The organism is Bradyrhizobium sp. UFLA05-112, from assembly GCF_053572325.1.
On the sequence record NZ_JBANBK010000032.1, the window covers coordinates 47,335 to 64,906 of the forward strand.

A 17,572-nucleotide genomic window follows, 5' to 3' on the forward strand; every position below is an offset into this window, starting at 1 on the left:
TTCGGCTTACATTTATCTTTCCGAGAGCCTACTCTCGCCGGACAATCGCTGCCGCGCTCTCGGGAGATAGAGGGCAAGCCTGGGGAATGGTGCCATGCGCTATTTCTTTGAGGACTATGCGTTAGATACCGACCGGCGCGAGTTGCGGCGCGGGCCCGATGTCGTGCCTACGACGCCACAGGTTCTCGATCTGCTCGAGTATTTGATCCGCAGCAGGGATCGCGTCGTCAGCAAGGACGATCTCATAAACGCGATCTGGAACGGTCGGATCGTATCCGACTCGGCGCTGACGACCCGGCTGAACGCCGTCCGACGCGCGATCGGCGACTCCGGCGAGCAACAACGTCTTATCAAAACATTTCCACGAAAGGGTTTTCGTTTCATAGCCGCCGTACGCGATGAGGATCGGTGCCCGGGAACAGCAATGGTCTCCCTCGCAGAACCGGTAAAGCTCGCCGGTGCGGCCGGGAGCGCAACGGTTTCGGTCCCAGATCCCTCTGAAAAAGGAGTTGGCCAACGGCGATCCCATCATTGGCTGGGTCACCTCAGAGGTCGTTTGAAGCTCGTCGGCGGGGCGCTGGCGTCGGTTGCCACCATCGGCGCAATTGCCGGCGGCCTTATCGGCTATTGGAATGTCTGGAAGACGATCCGTACCGACGTAGTTCGGGAAGCTCAAACAATCCAAGGACAACCGACAGTCAGGCCCGAGATCGCGCCTCGTCTCTCGCTCGTCGTGTTGCCCTTCGCCAACCTCAACAACGATCCAGAGCAGGACCACCTTGCCGACGCCATCACGACAGATTTGACGACCGATCTCGCGCGAACGCCCGCCACTTTCGTTATTGGACGCGAGACTGCCTTTACCTACAAGAGCAAGTCAATCGATCTGAAGCAGCTCGGGACGGATCTCGGCATCCGCTGGGCCGTACACGGCGCGGTGAGACGCAACGGGGACCAGGTGCGGATCAACGTCACGCTAACCGACCTTCAGACCGCCCGCGACATCTGGTCAGATCGGTTCGACGGCGACCGAACGAACCTGGCCGTCTTGCAGGACAACATCACGGCACGGCTTCTCTGCATTGCGCACCTGCACCTCCGTCAATATGAAGAAGCCATCGAACAGTGCAGCCGCTCGTTGAATATCGGCGCGAACTTTCAAGCTTACGTAAGCTGATCTAGATCGCATCCGCCCGTTGCAGCGTGTCCACCGTGATGGTGCCCCGTGCCCGCGAGACGCAGGCGCAGATCTTCTGGTTCTCCTGCTTCTGATGGTCGCTGAAGAAGACGTCGCGATGGTCGATCTCGCCATCGACGTCTACGATGTCGATGGCGCAGAGACCGCATTCGCCGCGCTTGCAGTCGTACATCACCTCGTGGCCAGCGGCGTTGAGCACGTCCAGAATGGAGCGTTCGCGCGGGATTTCGAGCTCGACATCCGAGCCTTTCAGGCGAACGCGGAAGGCCTCCGTTGGCAACGTGCCGCTGGAGCCGAAGGTCTCGTAACGCAGATCGGAGAGCGGGCGCCCTGCACCCAGCCAGGCGTGGCGCGCGGCGTCCAGCATGCGCATCGGGCCGCAGAACAGGGCCAGCGCATCCGGCGGCAGCGAGGCGAACAGCGCGTCGAGATCGAGCCGCGCTCCCTCGTCGCTGGCCTGGACGACCAAACGGTCGCCGAGCAGCGCGGCGAGGTGGTCGAGATAGGCGGCGTCGTGACGCGAGCGCACCGCATAATGCAGCGTCACGTTTGCATCGCGCCGGACCAGCGCCTGCGCCGCCCCGACGATCGGCGTGATGCCGATGCCGCCGGCGACCAGGCAATAATGCTTGCGGCTCCAGTCGACCGACAGCAGCGATGATGGCCGGGTGATATCGAGCCGCGCGCCCGGCTGGAGCGACCACATGTAGCGCGAGCCGCCACGGGAATCCTCGGCACGGCGCACAGCGATTCTGAAGCCACGGGGATCGGCCTCGCCGACCAGCGAATAGGACCGCGTCTCCGGCTGGCCGTTGATGGTCACGGCGACGTTGATGTGGCTGCCGACCGGATAGGCGGCGCCGTCGAATTGATCCGGCCTGATCAAGAACTCGCGGATGCTGGGCGCAAGATCGCGCGTCTCGACCAGCGTCGCCGGAGTCCAGGTTTCGATGAATCGCATGGCACTCCCCTATTCGGTTGCGGACTTGATCAGCGCGAGCGCTGGCAGCAGGTCCAGATGCGTCCGGTTGCGCAGGGCAAGCCGCAGGTTTCGCACGGCGAGTCGCGCATGCTCGCGCATGATGGCTTCGGCGCGGGCCCCTTCCCGGTTCTCGATGGCGTCGATCGCGACGCGATGATGCTCCTGCCCGATGATCAAAATCTGCTGCGCCTCAGGCAGCGCCGATTGCGCCATCACGAAGCCGCTGGGCGAAGCGAACGGCAGCGCCGAGGCGCGGTCGATCTGCCGGATCAAGGGCGGACTGCGCGACAGCTCGGTGAGAAGCGCGTGGAAGCGTGCGTTCAGAGTGACATAGGACGAGAACGCATCGACCGATATCGGCACCTGGCTCAGCAACCGGTCGATCGCGGCGTGGCACTCCCTGAGCGGCTCGAGCTCGCGCGCCGAAACACCGCGCTCGGCGGCAAAGCGCGCGGCGAGCCCTTCCAGCGTGCCCCGCAGCTCGATGGAATCGAGGATGTCGCGCTCGGAAAAGGCCTTCACCATGAAGCCGCCGGAAGGGATCGCCTCCAGCAACCCTTCCTCCTCCAGCCGGACCAGCGCCATGCGCACCGGCGTGCGCGAGGCGCCGGTGGTCTCGACCGCCTGGAGCTCGGAGATGCGCTCGCCGGGACGCAAACTGCCCGACAGGATCTGGTCGCGCAGCGCGAGCTGGGCCTTCACAGTCTGCGAGACGGAGCGATCGACCTCGCGCTCGGCCATGACCTACTCCGCGGCCTGAAGATGTTGCGGGCCGTTTTCCTTCGCGACCATCTTGTCGATCAGCCGCCGCGACCACATCGCGCCGGCGTCGATGTTGAGGTTGTAGAAGACGCGATCGGGGTTCTCGTCCATTGCGCGCTGCTGCGCTTCGAGGATCAGCTCATCCTCGCGGAAGATTCCGGAGACGCCATCGCGGATTTCGGTCGTGATCCGCTGATCACCCAGACGATAGTTGCGCGCGAAGGCCCAGAAGTAGTGGCAGGTCTTCTCGGTCTCGGGCGTGATGGTGTTGAGCACGAAGCCGTTGACGCCCTGCGAGCGATCGCCCTCCGGCGCGCCAGTCCCGGCCGGCGCCACGCCGACGTCGATGGCGACCGTGCACGGCGCCTCGAAGCGGATGATCTGCCAGCGGTCGACCGGGCCGGACTTGCCGAGCTGCTTGGCCCAGAACGGCGGCGACTCGATGTTCCGCATCCAGCGCGTCACCGTGACCGTCTTCTCGCCATGGGTGACATCGAACGGCGCTTCGGCCACCGCGTCATTGCCGATCGAGGAGCCGTGCACGAAGGTCTCGTGCGTGAGGTCCATGAGGTTGTCGACTACGAGGCGGTAGTCGCATTTCGCGTAGATGGTCTTGCCGTCGCCGGCCCATGCCGGATCGTCGTTCCAGTGCAAGTCCGGCACCAGCGCAGGGTCAGCCAACGCGGGATCGCCCATCCACAGCCAGATGAAGCGATGGCGCTCGACGGCGGGATAGGCACGGACGCAGGCCGACGGATTGATGGTCTCCTGCGAGGGCATGAAGGTGCAGCGGCCTTGTGCGTTGTATTTGAGGCCGTGATAGCCGCAGACGACGGTGTCGCCTTCCAGCCGCCCCTTCGAGAGCGGCACCAGGCGGTGCCAGCAGGCATCTTCCAGCGCCGTCACGGCGCCGTCGGCCTTCCGATACATCACGACGTGCTTGCCGCAGATCGTCCGCGGCAATAGCGCCTGCTTCACCTCGGCGTCCCAGGCGGCTGCGTACCAGGCATTCATCGGGAATGGTTTTGTCACGGTCTCTCTCCCACGGGCTTATGAATACGTTATGTATACAATAACAGATGGGTCCATGACATTGGAGGTTATTTGATACCTTCAAACCAATTTTTGTATACAGGGTTGCGAGGTCTGGTCGCCGGGGCGGTGTGTTAACCTCTCCCGCTTGCGGGAGAGGTCGGCGCGAAGCGCCGGGTGAGGGCTCTCTCCACCCCCGGATTTTCTCCGCAAACCTCAGACAATCCTGATGCGGAGACACCCTCACCCCAGCCCTCTCCCGCAAGCGGAGAGGGAGCAGGCCGTCGCCATGGAGGTCGAGAGGCTCGCCCTCTCAGAAGAATTACGCCCCGAAGACTTTCTTCAGGCCGGCCTGGGCTTCCTGCTGGATGCGGTGGAGGTGATCGGCGCTGCGGAAGCTCTCGGCGTAGATCTTGTATACATCCTCGGTGCCGGAGGGCCGCGCGGCGAACCAGCCGTAGTCGGTCTCGACCTTGATGCCGCCGAAGGGCTGGCCGTTGCCGGGCGCCTTACTCAGCGTGGCCCGGACGGGGTCGCCGGCGAGGTCTTTCAGGCCGAGCTGCTCGGGCGTCACCGACTTCAGCACGCCCTTCTGGGCCGAGGTGGCGGCGACGTCGATGCGCTCATAATGGGGCACGCCGAGCTCGGCGGTGAGATCGGCAAAGAGCTGGCTCGGGTCGCGGCCGGTCTTCGCCAGGATTTCGGCCGCAAGCAGGCCGAGGATGATGCCGTCCTTGTCGGTGGTCCACACCGTGCCGTCGCGCTTGAGGAACGAGGCCCCTGCACTCTCCTCGCCGCCGAATCCGAACGAGCCGGTGACGAGGCCATCGACGAACCATTTGAAGCCGACCGGGGTCTCGACCAGCTTGCGGCCGAGCTTCTTGGCGACGCGATCGATCACCGAGCTCGAGACCACGGTTTTGCCAATCGCGGCATCCCTGCCCCAGTGCGGCCGGTGCGCGAAGAGGTAGGCGATCGCGGTCGCAAGATAATGGTTGGGATTCATCAGTCCGCCGGTCGGCGTCACGATGCCATGGCGATCCGCATCGGTGTCGTTGGCAAAGGCGACGTCAAAGCGATCTTTCATGTGGATCAGGCTCGCCATGGCGTAGGGCGAAGAGCAGTCCATGCGGATCTTGCCGTCCCAATCCACCGTCATGAACCGGAAGGTCGGATCGATCGCCTCGTTCACCACCGTCGCCTTCAGGCCGTAGCGCTCGATGATCGGTTGCCAGTAATGCACGGCAGCGCCGCCGAGCGGATCAATGCCGATGTTGACGCCGGCCGATTTGACCAGCGCGAGATCGACGACATTGCCGAGATCGGCAACGTAAGGCGTGACGAAATCGAAAGCGTGGACAGAGGACGACTTGCGCGCCTTCGCGTAATCCATCCGCGCGACGCCCTTCAGCCCATCGGCGAGCAAGGCGTTGGCGCGCTTCTCGACGACGCCAGTGACGTCGGTGTCGGCGGGACCGCCATGCGGCGGATTGTATTTGTAGCCGCCGTCCTCAGGGGGATTATGCGACGGCGTGATGACGACGCCGTCGGCGAGGCCACTCGTCCGGCCCCTATTATGGGACAGGATCGCATGCGAGATCACCGGCGTCGGCGTATAGCCGCCGGCCTGGTCAACCATGACGTCGACGCCGTTGGCGGCGAACACCTCGATCGCACTGACGAGCGCGGGCTCGGCGAGCGCGTGGGTGTCGATGCCGATGAACAAGGGACCGGTCAGCCCCTTCTCGCGCCGGTAGTCGCAGATCGCCTGCGTCGTGGCGAGAATATGGCCCTCGTTGAACGAATTCTTCAGCGAGGTGCCACGATGGCCTGACGTTCCGAATGCCACCCGTTGAGCCGGATCGGCCGGATCCGGCTTGTTGGCGAAATAGGCCGTGACAAGCCTTGGAACATTGGCAAGCGCGCTCGGCGCAACCGGCTTACCCGCCGCGGGATCGACTTTTGCCACTGCAACTCCTCGCACCTTCAAACGACTGCCTCGAACACCATACCATCGGTCCGGCCGTCGCCAAGCCGATTACCGGACCGGCAAAAGCCACGCGCCAGCCTACGATCAGCCGACAACGCCCATCCACCACGGGACGATCCATCGGCAATCGTCCATGGGCGATCTCGTACTTTGGTGCCGGATGTCGGTTGATGCAGGACAAAGACGTTGCCGCGCCGCACCGGCAGGTTGCTTCCCGTTTGATCACTGAAGTGCCGGGAGTTGCAGCACTTTCACCGGCAGGTCCCAAGGGGAGCAGACTCGAGATGATTGGACGTCAGATTTTTGCGCTGATGCTGGCAAGCCTCGCCTCGTCAGCTCTCGCCGCGGAGGGCGATCCGGCCGCCGGCAAGACCGTTTTCGAGCGAACCTGTGCAAACTGCCACGCGAGTGTGATCGGGGTGAACAAGGTTGGCCCGAGCCTCTGGAATGTCGTCGGCCGCAAGCCAGCCGCCGTCCCCGACTTCGCCTATTCGGAGGCGATGAAGGCCAACAAGGAGGTCTGGACACCGGACGCCCTGGACACCTATCTCGCCGATCCCAGAGGCGACGTCCATGGCGTCAAGATGTTCTTCAAGGGGCTGCCGGACCCCACAGAGCGCAGCAACGTCATCGCCTACCTTCAGACGCTGAAGTAAGCGATTGAAGCTGGCCGGCCGCTGGCAAAACCGGTGAACGTCCGTTCGCCGGATCGTGCGGCTCTGCTATGGTCACGCGCGGTCACGGAGAATCATCCCGCCTATGGACTTCGCGCGCCGGCTTTTGCCCGTGCTCTGCCTGCTCGTCATCGCGGGCCTAGCCGCTCACGCGAATGCTGCCGAGTTCTACGCCGAGGATCTCCGCATCCGATGGCGGCGGCCGGGCCGCAGGGGCTCGAGGCCTTCCTGGTGCGGCCCGCAGCGCCCAAGCGCTATCCGCTCGCGCTGCTGAGCCATGGCACACCGCGAGACTTCGACGACCGCGCGACCATGTCGGCGCACAAATATTACGCCATCGCGCTGGAGTTTGCCCGGCGCGGATTTGCCGCGCTGATCGTGCTGCGGCGCGGCTATGGCACCTCGCCGGGCGACCGGGTCGACAGCCTGGGCCCCTGCGCTCGTGCCGCCTATCTGCCGGCCACCGCCATTGCGGTTGCGGACCTGCGCGCTGCGATCGATGCGATGGCGCGGCGGAGCGACGTCACGACGACCGGCATGATCGCCGTCGGTCATTCCGCGGGTGGGCTTGCCACCGTGGCGCTGACTGCGCAGGCCCCACCAGGGCTCGTCGCCGCGGTCAGCTTTGCCGGCGGCCGCGGCTCCTCCAGCGACAATTTCGTCTGCAATGCGGATGACCTCGTGCAGGCCTTCGCGACCTTCGGCAAGACCTCGCGCCTGCCAATGCTGTGGGTCTATGCCGCAAACGATCTGTTCTTCGCGCCAGTGCTGGCGCATCGCTTCTACGATGCGTTCCGCAGCGCTGGCGGCAACGCGAAGTTCATCGATGCGCCCGCCTATGGCGATGACGGCCACTATCTCTATTCCACCGTGACGCGCCCACTTTGGACACCGCTGGTCGATGCCTTCTTGCGCGAGCGCGGGCTGGGCAGCAGCGAGACGTTGAGTCCGCCGGATCCGCTGCCGGCGCCCGGACAGCTCTCGGGCTCGGGCAAGGACGAGTTTGCGCGCTATCTCGCCAGCATCAATCCACACAAGGCGTTCGCGGTCGCACCCAGAGGCGCCTTCGGCTGGCGTTCCGGCCGCGCCACGACCGACGACGCGCAGCGCGATGCGCTCGCGGCCTGCGGCAAATGGGCAGCCGATTGCAGCCTTTATGCCGTCGACGACCGGCTCGCGGGCGGCCGGGCGGCATCCGCGCGTTGACGCTCTAATCTAAAGCGCGATGAGATTAGGCTTGATTGTTGTCCTCGAGGAAGGTGCGCTCCCTCCCCCGCCTGCGGGGGAGGGCCGGGGAGAGGGTGTCTCCGCAGTGGGCAATCCCCAAGCGGTGAGAGCCCTCACCCGGCGCTTCGCGCCGACCTCTCCCGCAAGCGGGAGAGGTTGAGCAAGCCCGTGGCCATATCAATTCAACTAAAACCCATCTCGCTCTAGCGTCCGCCGACGAGCGCACCGAGCCGGCCTAAGAATTCGGCGACCTGGGCGCATAGCGTCGTGTTGGCCATGCCGTGGGTGACGGCGAGACGAAGCAGATCGGCCATCTCGGCGGCATCGCTCCGGCGGCTCGCCTGCATCAGCGCGACGTCGAGCAGGAAGGGAGCGAGCGCGGCCTGCTCGTTCGCCTCGAGGCGCTCGAACACCTCTTCCCAATGCGCGCCTGTCTTCGGAATGCGCGCGTGGAGGTCTGCCGCGAGCGTGTCCGGATAGCACGGGCCAGCGATCGCGAACGGCGAGGCCACGCCCACCTTGAGCGCAACCGCGCAGAGCATGCCCATGACGTAGGCCGTGTGATAGGACGTCGCGAGCGCGCATTTCGTCTTGTCGTAACCGCTCAGGCGCAAAAGCTGGCTCGCCGCCGACCGACCCGCCGGCAGGAAGCCGACCTTGTCCTCGAGCGAAGCCACGACACGGAAGCCGAACGCGGCGGCAGGGCTCCAGGCGGAGGCGAGCAGCGGCCAGGCCATCAGCGCTTCGGCCGCAAGATCATAGTCCTCGATTACCAGCGCGCGGGCGAGCACGGTCGCCGATTCATCGAGGAATTCTTCGCGCGGCCGCGGCAGCCTTGGCCGCCAATTGCCGAAATCGGTGAAATACATCACCGCGTGGGTGTGCGCGTAGGCATCCTCGCGCGTGCCGTTGAGCAGATCGATCGGGTTGCCGAGCGCGGTCTTGCGCGCGATTTGCGCGAAGTCGGGCCCGGGCGGATCGTCGAGCCAAAGCGACAACAGCCAGCCGATCTCGAGCTCGCGATAGGGCACCACCTCATGGCCGGGGCGCGCGGACGCCGACCAGCTTTGCGCGAGCAGCGCGTCGAAGGCGTCGTCGGGATGACCGAACGTGCTCAGGATGATATGCGGGGTCGCGAGCTGAAGGCAGACCGACGGATAGCGCGCGACGTCCCAGTGCATCTGCTGCGACCGGGCGTAGGGCAAGAGTTCGCCAAGCAACGCGTCGATCGCGTGGTGAATGCCGGGATGCGAGGCGTGCCGGCCGGCGACGTGGAGCAGCATGGCCGTTTCCGCGAGCGGCTTCTCTGCGGCGAAGTTGCCCTCCGGCAGATCCGAGCCGTCAAAGCCTTCCTCGCCGAGGAACTGGACGGTGCGCGCGGCAATTCGGATCGCCAGCCGCAAACGTCGCCGGAGGTCCTGGCGAAATTCCAGATCCTGCGTAAGGTCGACGTCGCGTTTGTGATCCAGCACGACCTTGCCTTCCTGTGGGTGCTGCATGTCCGTCTCACATACGGTTTCCCTTCTCCCCTTGTGGAAGAGGGCGGCATCGGCGGCCAACGGATGGACGAAACACATCGCCTTCGCGCCGACCACCGCCTGCCTCAGCGGCCCGTGACCTCATTACGGACAACGGACGGATCGATCTCTTCGGTCACCTCCACCTGAGGCGGAATGCAGTAGCGGATGACGCGGTGACCAATGACGAAACCGAATTCGCCGTCACGGCCGCTGGCGAGGCTTGCGCCGTTTTCGGCGACGAACTTTCCGAACGCGGCGAAGTCGAACGCGCGCGATGCCAGGAATTTGCGGACGATCTCTTCCTTGTCTGCAGCGTGGCTCAATGTTGCCTCCATGAGCTGGTGTGGATCGATGCCGCGGCAAAGCCTGCCGCCGTCGACGCTGCAAAAGATGGCCCGATCTGCCGGCCCGGTGGTGTGAGCTACCTTACATTTCAAAAACAGTTGAGAACAACCAGAACGCAGGAACGGTTAACGTAAACAAAAACTTTCAGTTCAGGACCTGCACAACCGCCGGTATACGTGCGATGTCGCCAACGGAAATCCAAATGCGTCGGAGCGCGCGTGCAGAGCCAGGTCGGGACCATCGGCAGCCGGAGCGGAGCGAGCGCAGCGCTGCCCTTCGAACGTTCGCACACTCTTGACGTCCTGCGCGGCCTGGCCATCGCCGGCGTGATGGCGATCCACGTCTCGCAGTCTTTTCCCTCCGGCATACGGATCGTCGATTTCGCGTTCGGCTCCGGCTGGGTCGGGGTCAACGTGTTCTATTTCGTCAGCGCGATGACGATGTGCCTGATGTGGACGGAGCGCGCCGGCGAAAGCGATCCGACGCGCAAATTCTACATCCGGCGCTTCCTGCGCATCGCGCCGCTGTTCTGGCTCGCCATTCCGCTCTATCTCGCCGTCGATGGCACCGGCCCGAGCTACGATGCACCCAACGGGATCGGGCCCGTGCAGGTTGCCCTGACCGCCACCTTCCTGCACGGCTTCTGGCCGGACAGCATCAACAGCGTCGTGCCGGGCGACTGGTCGATCGCCGCGGAGATGACGTTCTATCTCCTCTTTCCGCATCTCATCGCAGCCTTCGGGTCACGCCGCCAGCTCTATCTCGTGCTCGCGATCATCCTGCATCTGGTCAATGTCTGCGCCTTCAAGCCGTTGGCCTATGCGTTCTTCACGGCCTATTACGGGCCTGGCCACGAGGCGTTCGTCTGGAACGCGCTGCACCTGAGTTTCCTCAACCAGCTTCCGGTGTTCCTAACCGGTTGCGCGCTGTTCTTCGGCCTGCGAGACGGATTTGCAAAATCCGACGCCGGGTTGTTTGCGGTTCTCATCGCATCGTCCTTCGTGGCCAACCGGGCGAGCGGATCGCACGAGTTCAACTATCTCATGATCAACCTCGTGCTCGGCGTCCTCGTCTTCGGCTGCATTCGCTTTGCGATTCGCTGGGCCCCGATCGAGGCGCTGGGGCGCAACTCCTACTCAATCTACCTGTCACATTTCGCCGTCATCTACGGCCTGCGCCATCTCTGGCCGCTGGCGGACGGACTTGCCTCGCTGTTGCTGGCTTATGCGTGTACCGCGCTGATCGCCTATGTCTTGTCGCTTGCGACGTGGCGACTCATCGAACGGCGCGCGCAGAAGCTGGCGCACCGCCTCACCGCCTCATCCGCCGAACATTCACCGGGAATCGGCGTCATCGCGGCGCGAAGCGCGGCCTAGAGCCGTTCGCTGATCGCGAGCTTGTAGCCGACGCCGGTGACAGTTGCGATCACGGGCGTTCCGCTGCCGATCAGCTTGCGGCGCAGCCGCGCCACCAGCGCATCGACCGTGCGCACATCGACCTCGGTCTGCCGGTTGCTGACGACCTCGATGAGGTAGTCGCGGCTCAGCGGCCGGCCGTCGGCGCCGACGAGGGCGGCAAGCAGATCGAACTCGGCGCGGGTGAGTGCAACCGGCTTGCTGTCGCCGTCCATCAGTTCCCGGCGCATCAGATCGATGATCCAATCCCCAAAAGCAATTGAGTTATGGTTGCGCGCCGCCTTGCGATCGATCGAGCGCCGCCGCAGTACGCTGCGCGCCCGCGCAAGCAGGTCGCGCAGGTTGATCGGCTTGGTCACGTAATGATCGCCGGCGATCTCGAGCCCGAGGATGCGATCGACGTCGGTGTCGCGGCGCGTGACGAAGATGATGCCAGCATTGCTGAGCGCCTGGATCTCCTTGGCAAGCTCAAAACCGTCGCCGTCGGGCAGCTGGACGTCGAGGAAGACGAGATCAGTGCGGACGCGTAGTGCCTGACGGCATTCCGCGCAGGAGCCGGCGCCGACCACGTTGAAATTGTTCTCGCTGAAATAGCCAACCAGCATGGCACGCGTCACCGGATCGTCCTCGACGACGACGATGCGGTCTGTGCGACGCAAGTCCTCGGATACGGAGCCGGCCATGGCGTCAGCCCTTCCCTGAACGTTCGACGTCATCGAAACGATGCACGCAGGAGCCAGCCGCGCGGATGCGCGCGTAACACAATGCGTCACGATGTGAACCTTCATTCACAATGCATTTGAAAGCCCCAGCGAACATAACGCGATAGTACGCGCCTCGGCGTGCGCAAACAATATCGGCGATGAGAGAACACCGCCGCGCGAATCCCTGGCGCAAGTGCGCAGCGCCGTCCGCTCGGGCCGGTCCGGCCTCGCTTGTCTACGTGATCCCAACCCGGATCCGGAACGACAGCGTCTCTTCCGCGCCGGGCGCGATATGCATCAGACCCGGCTTCTCATCGAACGCACCATCGAAGTCCGCGGGACTCGCAGTGCCGCGCCATGGCTCGATGCAGATAAACGGCGCGCCCGTTGGCTTGGACCAAACGCCAAGTTCGCGGAAACCGCTCCAGGACATCTCCACCCAAGGCCCCCGAGATGCCGCCTGCCCGGCCGCATAGCGGACCGAGGTGCTGTTGGGGTGGTCGAAGATCACCGCGTCTGCGGCGAACAGGGATTCGGACAGGCCGAGCACCTTGTCGCGGACCGGGCTCGGCTCCGTCGCTTCACGCAGCAGCCCACCTTCGAGCCGGCGGACGGGATGCGGCTCGTCCTGCGCGAAGGCGAGCACATAACGCTCCTTCGGCATATCAGGTTCGAGAGGCCAGTTGAACGCGGGATGGCCACCGAGCGAGGCCGGCAAGATGTCCTCGCCGGTATTGGCGATCGTGAAGGCGAGGTCGAGACCGGCGTCGTCGAGCGTGCAGGTCGCGGTCAGCCGGAAGGCAAAGGGATAGAGCGCGCGTGTCGCCGCGTCGTCGGTGAGCTCGAGCACACACCGCGATGACGATCGCTCGAGCCAGGTGAAACGCCGGTCGCGCGCGAAGCCATGCTGGGTCAGGCGATAGGTCTTGCCGCCATAGCGGAGCTCATCGTTCCTGAGCCGGCCGACGATCGGAAACAGCAGCGGCGCATGGCGCGGCCATTCAGCACCCGCCTGCCAGATGAACTCGATGCCGGTCTCGTGCTTGAGCGAGCACAGCTCTGCGCCTTGCGCCTTGATCGCCGCTGTCAGCGCGCCGCTTCGAATCACGTGAATGTCTTCGTTCATAGCCCTTTATCCCCGAGAAGCTCTGGTCTGAGACTAGCGCGAACTTGCGTGGCGACGCCATGGCTGGGCGCAACCGCGCACACGGACTGTCTGTGCAAAACTCATCGATGCAACCTGGACAGCCCGGACCTGGTGCGCCGCTGGCATGCGGGGTGTCAGAGCAAGGTCCTTCAGGACGATGCAACGGGCCTGGACTCGGCATGATCGCGACTGGATACCTGGGCGCCAGCAAGCCCGTTGGACTTTGAACTGCGCAACAAGAACAAGGCCCTCCAATCCCGCTGACGGCCAAATTCAATATAGCGATAGCTCAGAGCACTTAGGGCGATCATTATCGCCAGATATGGCAACGACAATCGAAGCGTGTCTTTCAACGAGGAAGTATCGGGCGGGATCATTTCAACCATGATGGACGAATGCCACGCATAGATGCTGTAGCACATGCATCCGACGACTTGAATCGCCCGCCCCTCGAACACGCGATTTACGGACCACGCTCCAGACAGGACCGCAAGCAATACCATGGAAAACCCGGCGCAGAACATCGTCGCGTAGTGAATGCTCAAGGCCCAGGGGCCGTTATCCTTGATATATATGGCGGCAATCATCAGCAGGACCCCGGGCAGAAGCACGCGAGAGTAGGCTCGCCCGAGCGAAACGCTGTCCCTGGACTTGACGTAAAGATCGCAAACCAACATTCCGAAAACGAACTGGTAGCACGACCCGAAGATGCCGCCCACAAACGGACGAAATACGCCAACCCGATCGACCGCGATGAGATGGCCGACGACCACGAAGGCTGAGCACACGACCACGCTCAACAGCAGCAGCCTTCCGAGGCTCCACCGCGCGATCAGAAGGACCAGCACCGGAAACAAGAGGCTAAACCAGATTTCAACAGCAACGGACCACAACACGGGATTGGAGGGAGGCATAAACCCGTGAGGCACAAAAATGAAAAGGGTCGATAGAAGTCCGCCGAGCTCCAGATACCAGGCGTGCGATCCAGCAGGTGACTTCGAATGGAGTGCAACCGTCACGAGGACGACGATGTAGTAAAGCGGAAGCAACCGGGCCGCGCGGTGCCAATAGAAATCCGAGAAGTCTGCCAGACGAGAGATGGCTCTCTTTTTTGTGCGATATGGAAGGTACAGAACGAATCCAGAGAGCACAAAAAACATATTTACGCCCAAGAATCCGTGCTTCGCGATAATGGCAAAAAGGCCATTCGGATCAAGCTCACCGGGGAACGACGGCGTGCTGGATGTAAACGGAACAAACAGGTGAAAGACGACCACCATCATGATGGCGAGTCCGCGAAGGCCGTTGACGGCTCCGATCTTCTGGGCGCCGCTTTCTACCATGGTGGAACCTGGAGACTGTAACAACAAGATCGGAATCTCGGCATTTCGCGATTTACTACTTAACGATGCCGGACAGATTGAATGGTCTGTCGATCGACAGCGCTGACACATCAAGCCGCATCAGGCCACGATTGATCGCAGCCCGACACAGACACGGCAAACGACGTGCCTTCAAATAGTCAATTACAGGAAATAGACGACAGCAGGCTGGCTTTGGGGCAGAATCGTGAGAGCGCGCGTATAGTCGATGGTAGGGCTCATTATCATATTTGTTCTGCTGGCGATTGGCTTCGCTGCCGGCTACGGCACGCGCGAGCTGATCTCCCGCAAACGACACACAGAACACCTGAAATTCCAGCCCTACATTTCGCCTACCCTCAGACCCAGGCAATCCCCGGACGAAAGCGCGAGGGCGCGACATGCTGCGCCCGAACCGCCAATGCCAAAAAGGCAGCGGTCGAACCACGATATCACGCGCTCCTTTCAGGAAATATCCATTCACGAGCCAAAGCCAGCTAAGCCTGCGAGGCCTTCGGCCGCAAACTTGCATCTGGTCCAGACTCATCGGCCAGAGCCTGATGCTGGATCTTTGCAGGCCGCAAACATCGAACAGAGCCTCCAGGAACTGGTCGCACTCCTCCAGCACCACCGCAGGCATGAGGGCTAGGCCGCTCGACCTTCGTCGATCCGACCAAAAGCCTCTTGCCGTCTCTGCGTTCGCCCTTTGCCAATCTAGACTCGGGCTCGCCAGGCTCGTGCGGGGGAAGCATCGTGGTGCCGGACGACAGTTCAAGCGATGCAGACAACCGAGGAAGCAATGCTTTCTGCGATGCAGTACCGGTTTGCACCGATCGCCGCATCCAACATCACTTGCGTATGGAACTTTTTTTGTTCCCCCTAACTCAGCCAGATTGCGGCTGAACGCGGTGGGTGACATGCCATGCGGCAGCCGACGCGCATCGGGACAATAATGGAACCGAGCACGAATAGACCGCATAGCGCTTCCGAGAAAGACTTCAATGCCGTCTGCATATTCAGCTTGATAAGCGGCTGAAGACGTTCGACGAAAAGTGGGCCGCCGTCCATTTTCGAGGGAGCTGGAACCTACCAATTGACTAAAGCGCGATGAGATTAGGAGGAATCGTCGTGGCGCTTAGGTTATTGTTTGAGCATGATCTTTTCGGAAATCCGCTACACACTTTTCCGGATCAGGTGCTCTAGCAGGCGCAACCGGAAAGTGGTATCTTTCCAGCAGTTCTGTGGTTGGAATGCGACGACATCCGTGTCCAGGGCATCGCTGGCGTAAACGCAGGAGGGACGAATTTTGGTCTTGCTGATAGTAGCAAGCGGCGTGGCGGGTCTTCTTTTGGGACGCTTTTTTCGCGCGTTCACCCTTATTCCCGCAACCATGCTCATCCTGGTTCCAGCCTGGTTTTTGGGCGCGCAGCAGGGCTTGGCAACCGGCGTGACAGCATTCGTCATCAGTGCGGTGGTGATGCAAGTCATCTATTTCGCGAGCCTGCTGACGCGTCTGCTCGTCGCGAACCTCTCGGTCCTCGATCATGTGCAGTCGGAGGCATCCCCGCCATTGCCTGGATCACGAGTCGCATTCTAACCCAATCACCGTCTGCGATGTATGCAGTTGCAGCATCGTACCTTGTCGCGATGTGCTGTTGGATGAAATTCAATCTGCTTCATCGCGCGCGTGCAGACCCAGTCATAGTTCCCATTTCCGCTGACCGTTTCGTTGACGCTGGCTGCACGCCATGCGCCAAGTCGTCACTGATATCCTGCATTGTGCAGACCAACCGCGCATTTGTGTCTCGCCATGGACCTATGAACAAGATCGTCCTCGGCACCTATCTTCGCCGTCTTTATCGTGTCCTGTCTCATGATTACTTCAATGTGTGTTTGATTGGCTGGAGGACCCAAAATGGAATTGCTGGCGAGAGCAGCAGTACGCCGCGGCAGCGCACGGGACACACTGCAAGGGTCCATCGGAACAGACCAGACTGCTGTCGCTCTCTCGATGCCAACACGATTGCGGTCGAAGCAACGTCCCGATCCCGTTGTTCACCGGCTTGATACCCGGCCGCTCGATATCGGCGCTGATGAGATTTTGGCGGTCGGCAAATTCCGCAACGAGATGCTGCGGCTACCCGATTTCCTGCGCCACCATCGCGGGCTCGGGATCGGACGTTTCCTCGCAATCGATGATCGTTCGGATGACGGCACGCGAGAATTCCTGCTCGATCAGCCGGATGTTCACGTGTTCGAGATCCGCGAGCCATTTGCAGAATCAAGTGGTGGCGCGCGTTGGACCAGCGCTGTGCTCGACCAATTTGCGCCAGGACGCTGGGGGCTGACGCTCGACGCCGACGAGCTCTTTGTCTATCCGGGCTACGAAAATTTTGATCTTCGACGGTTGTGCCGTTACCTGGAGAGCACCGGCGCGGATTGCATGACGGCGGAGATGGTCGATATGTATCCACGCTGGCTCGGCGGCCCGGAGCGCTACCGCGCCGGTGAAAGCCTGGTCGCATTCTGCCCCTACTTCGATTCAGATACCTATGTGGAGCGCCGTCGGCGCGGCTTTCCGACGCACTACCTGGTTGGTGGTGCGCGAGCGAGGCTGTTCTATGACGAGCCGATGCCGCCGAAGATCGCGTTTTACGACGCGCTCGTACAATTGCTTGAGCCATACGGGCTGGCGCGGCTGCTGCCTGCAGTCAACATCACGCGCTGGCAGCCGCCGCTACTCACCAAGGTGCCGCTCGCGCGTTGGTCGCCCGGCCGTCGCTATATCGCCGCCGGTCACCTGATGGCACCGCCCGGCAAGCCAGGCGACGTCACAGGAGCCCTGCTCCATTTCAAATTCCTCCACGACTTCACAGACAAGGTCGCCATCGCCGTCCGCGAGAGGAATTACTACCTCGGATCAATCGAGTATCAACGCTACGCGGAGCGGCTCGCTCAGGATCGGTCATTCGAGCTCACCTATCCGAAAAGCCGGATCTACCAATCACCGGACGATCTTGTCAGCTGCGGTCTGATGCGCCTCTCCCCGGCCTACCAGGCCGCAACACGACACCCCTAAAGCGCGATTGGGACGCCTCGTCATCGCGTTTTAGGTTATTGTTTTGAGCATGATCTCCGCGCAAACGCGTTCCGCGTTTGTCGCGAGGGAAAACCGCTTCACAGTTTTCCGGATCATGCTCTAACCCTAACCCGCC

15 protein-coding genes are annotated in these 17,572 nt (G+C 62.5%); 6 read left to right on the forward strand and 9 right to left on the reverse strand.

Features of this window, described 5'->3' with window-relative positions; all coding sequences use genetic code 11:
* Window positions 1-94: 94 nt before the first annotated feature.
* Complete coding sequence (locus SO180_RS19910; RefSeq protein WP_449380538.1) at window positions 95-1,177, forward strand: winged helix-turn-helix domain-containing protein; 1,083 nt, start codon at window positions 95-97, stop codon at window positions 1,175-1,177.
* A 1-nt stretch (window position 1,178) separates the two neighbouring features.
* Here the strand turns inward: SO180_RS19910 and SO180_RS19915 are convergent, their stop codons facing one another.
* The 4 genes from SO180_RS19915 to pgm form a co-directional block, all read right to left on the reverse strand.
* Window positions 1,179-2,159 (reverse strand): PDR/VanB family oxidoreductase, encoded by a 981-nt coding sequence (locus SO180_RS19915; RefSeq protein ID WP_449380539.1) that lies wholly within the window; start codon window positions 2,157-2,159, stop codon window positions 1,179-1,181.
* A gap of 9 nt (window positions 2,160-2,168) precedes the next feature.
* A complete protein-coding gene (locus SO180_RS19920) occupies window positions 2,169-2,921 on the reverse strand; it encodes a GntR family transcriptional regulator (protein ID WP_449380540.1) in 753 nt (250 codons plus the stop codon).
* 3 nt (window positions 2,922-2,924) lie between these two features.
* Window positions 2,925-3,974, reverse strand: a complete 1,050-nt coding sequence (locus SO180_RS19925; protein ID WP_449380541.1) for an aromatic ring-hydroxylating dioxygenase subunit alpha — start codon at window positions 3,972-3,974, stop codon at window positions 2,925-2,927.
* Window positions 3,975-4,296: 322 nt separating this feature from the next.
* Window positions 4,297-5,943: a phosphoglucomutase (alpha-D-glucose-1,6-bisphosphate-dependent) gene (gene pgm / locus SO180_RS19930; protein ID WP_449380542.1), complete on the reverse strand. Its 1,647-nt coding sequence runs from the start codon at window positions 5,941-5,943 to the stop codon at window positions 4,297-4,299.
* Window positions 5,944-6,248: 305 nt separating this feature from the next.
* Here pgm and SO180_RS19935 point away from each other — a divergent pair, with 305 nt between their 5' ends.
* Both SO180_RS19935 and SO180_RS19940 read left to right on the forward strand, forming a co-directional pair.
* On the forward strand, window positions 6,249-6,620 hold the full coding sequence (locus SO180_RS19935) for a c-type cytochrome (protein WP_449380543.1): 372 nt from the start codon (window positions 6,249-6,251) through the stop codon (window positions 6,618-6,620).
* Between the two features lie 210 nt (window positions 6,621-6,830).
* A complete protein-coding gene (locus SO180_RS19940; RefSeq protein ID WP_449380544.1) occupies window positions 6,831-7,844 on the forward strand; it encodes an alpha/beta hydrolase family protein in 1,014 nt (337 codons plus the stop codon).
* 224 nt (window positions 7,845-8,068) lie between these two features.
* On the opposite strand, the gene SO180_RS19945 is transcribed toward SO180_RS19940, so the two are convergent.
* Together SO180_RS19945 and SO180_RS19950 are read right to left on the reverse strand one after the other, a co-directional pair.
* Entirely contained in the window at window positions 8,069-9,364 is a 1,296-nt protein-coding gene (locus tag SO180_RS19945) for a DUF6895 family protein (protein ID WP_449380545.1), read from the reverse strand.
* Window positions 9,365-9,468: 104 nt separating this feature from the next.
* Window positions 9,469-9,708, reverse strand: coding sequence for a hypothetical protein (locus SO180_RS19950; RefSeq protein ID WP_449380546.1), 240 nt, complete (start codon window positions 9,706-9,708; stop codon window positions 9,469-9,471).
* 240 nt (window positions 9,709-9,948) lie between these two features.
* Here SO180_RS19950 and SO180_RS19955 point away from each other — a divergent pair, with 240 nt between their 5' ends.
* Window positions 9,949-11,106, forward strand: a complete 1,158-nt coding sequence (locus SO180_RS19955; RefSeq protein ID WP_449380547.1) for an acyltransferase family protein — start codon at window positions 9,949-9,951, stop codon at window positions 11,104-11,106.
* On the opposite strand, the gene SO180_RS19960 is transcribed toward SO180_RS19955, so the two are convergent.
* The 3 genes from SO180_RS19960 to SO180_RS19970 form a co-directional block, all read right to left on the reverse strand.
* Window positions 11,103-11,828, reverse strand: coding sequence for a response regulator (locus SO180_RS19960; protein ID WP_449380548.1), 726 nt, complete (start codon window positions 11,826-11,828; stop codon window positions 11,103-11,105). The genes SO180_RS19955 and SO180_RS19960 overlap by 4 nt on opposite strands.
* Window positions 11,829-12,084: 256 nt before the next feature.
* Window positions 12,085-12,975, reverse strand: a complete 891-nt coding sequence (locus SO180_RS19965; protein WP_449380549.1) for an aldose 1-epimerase family protein — start codon at window positions 12,973-12,975, stop codon at window positions 12,085-12,087.
* Window positions 12,976-13,145: 170 nt separating this feature from the next.
* Entirely contained in the window at window positions 13,146-14,339 is a 1,194-nt protein-coding gene (locus SO180_RS19970) for an acyltransferase family protein (RefSeq protein WP_449380550.1), read from the reverse strand.
* Window positions 14,340-15,663: 1,324 nt separating this feature from the next.
* Between SO180_RS19970 and SO180_RS19975 the strand changes: the two genes are divergently transcribed.
* Window positions 15,664-15,954 carry a hypothetical protein gene (locus SO180_RS19975; RefSeq protein ID WP_449380551.1) on the forward strand — a complete coding sequence of 97 codons (291 nt, stop codon included), beginning with the start codon at window positions 15,664-15,666 and terminating at the stop codon, window positions 15,952-15,954.
* 318 nt (window positions 15,955-16,272) lie between these two features.
* A complete protein-coding gene (locus SO180_RS19980) occupies window positions 16,273-17,436 on the forward strand; it encodes a glycosyltransferase family 2 protein (protein WP_449380552.1) in 1,164 nt (387 codons plus the stop codon).
* Window positions 17,437-17,572: the final 136 nt, after the last annotated feature.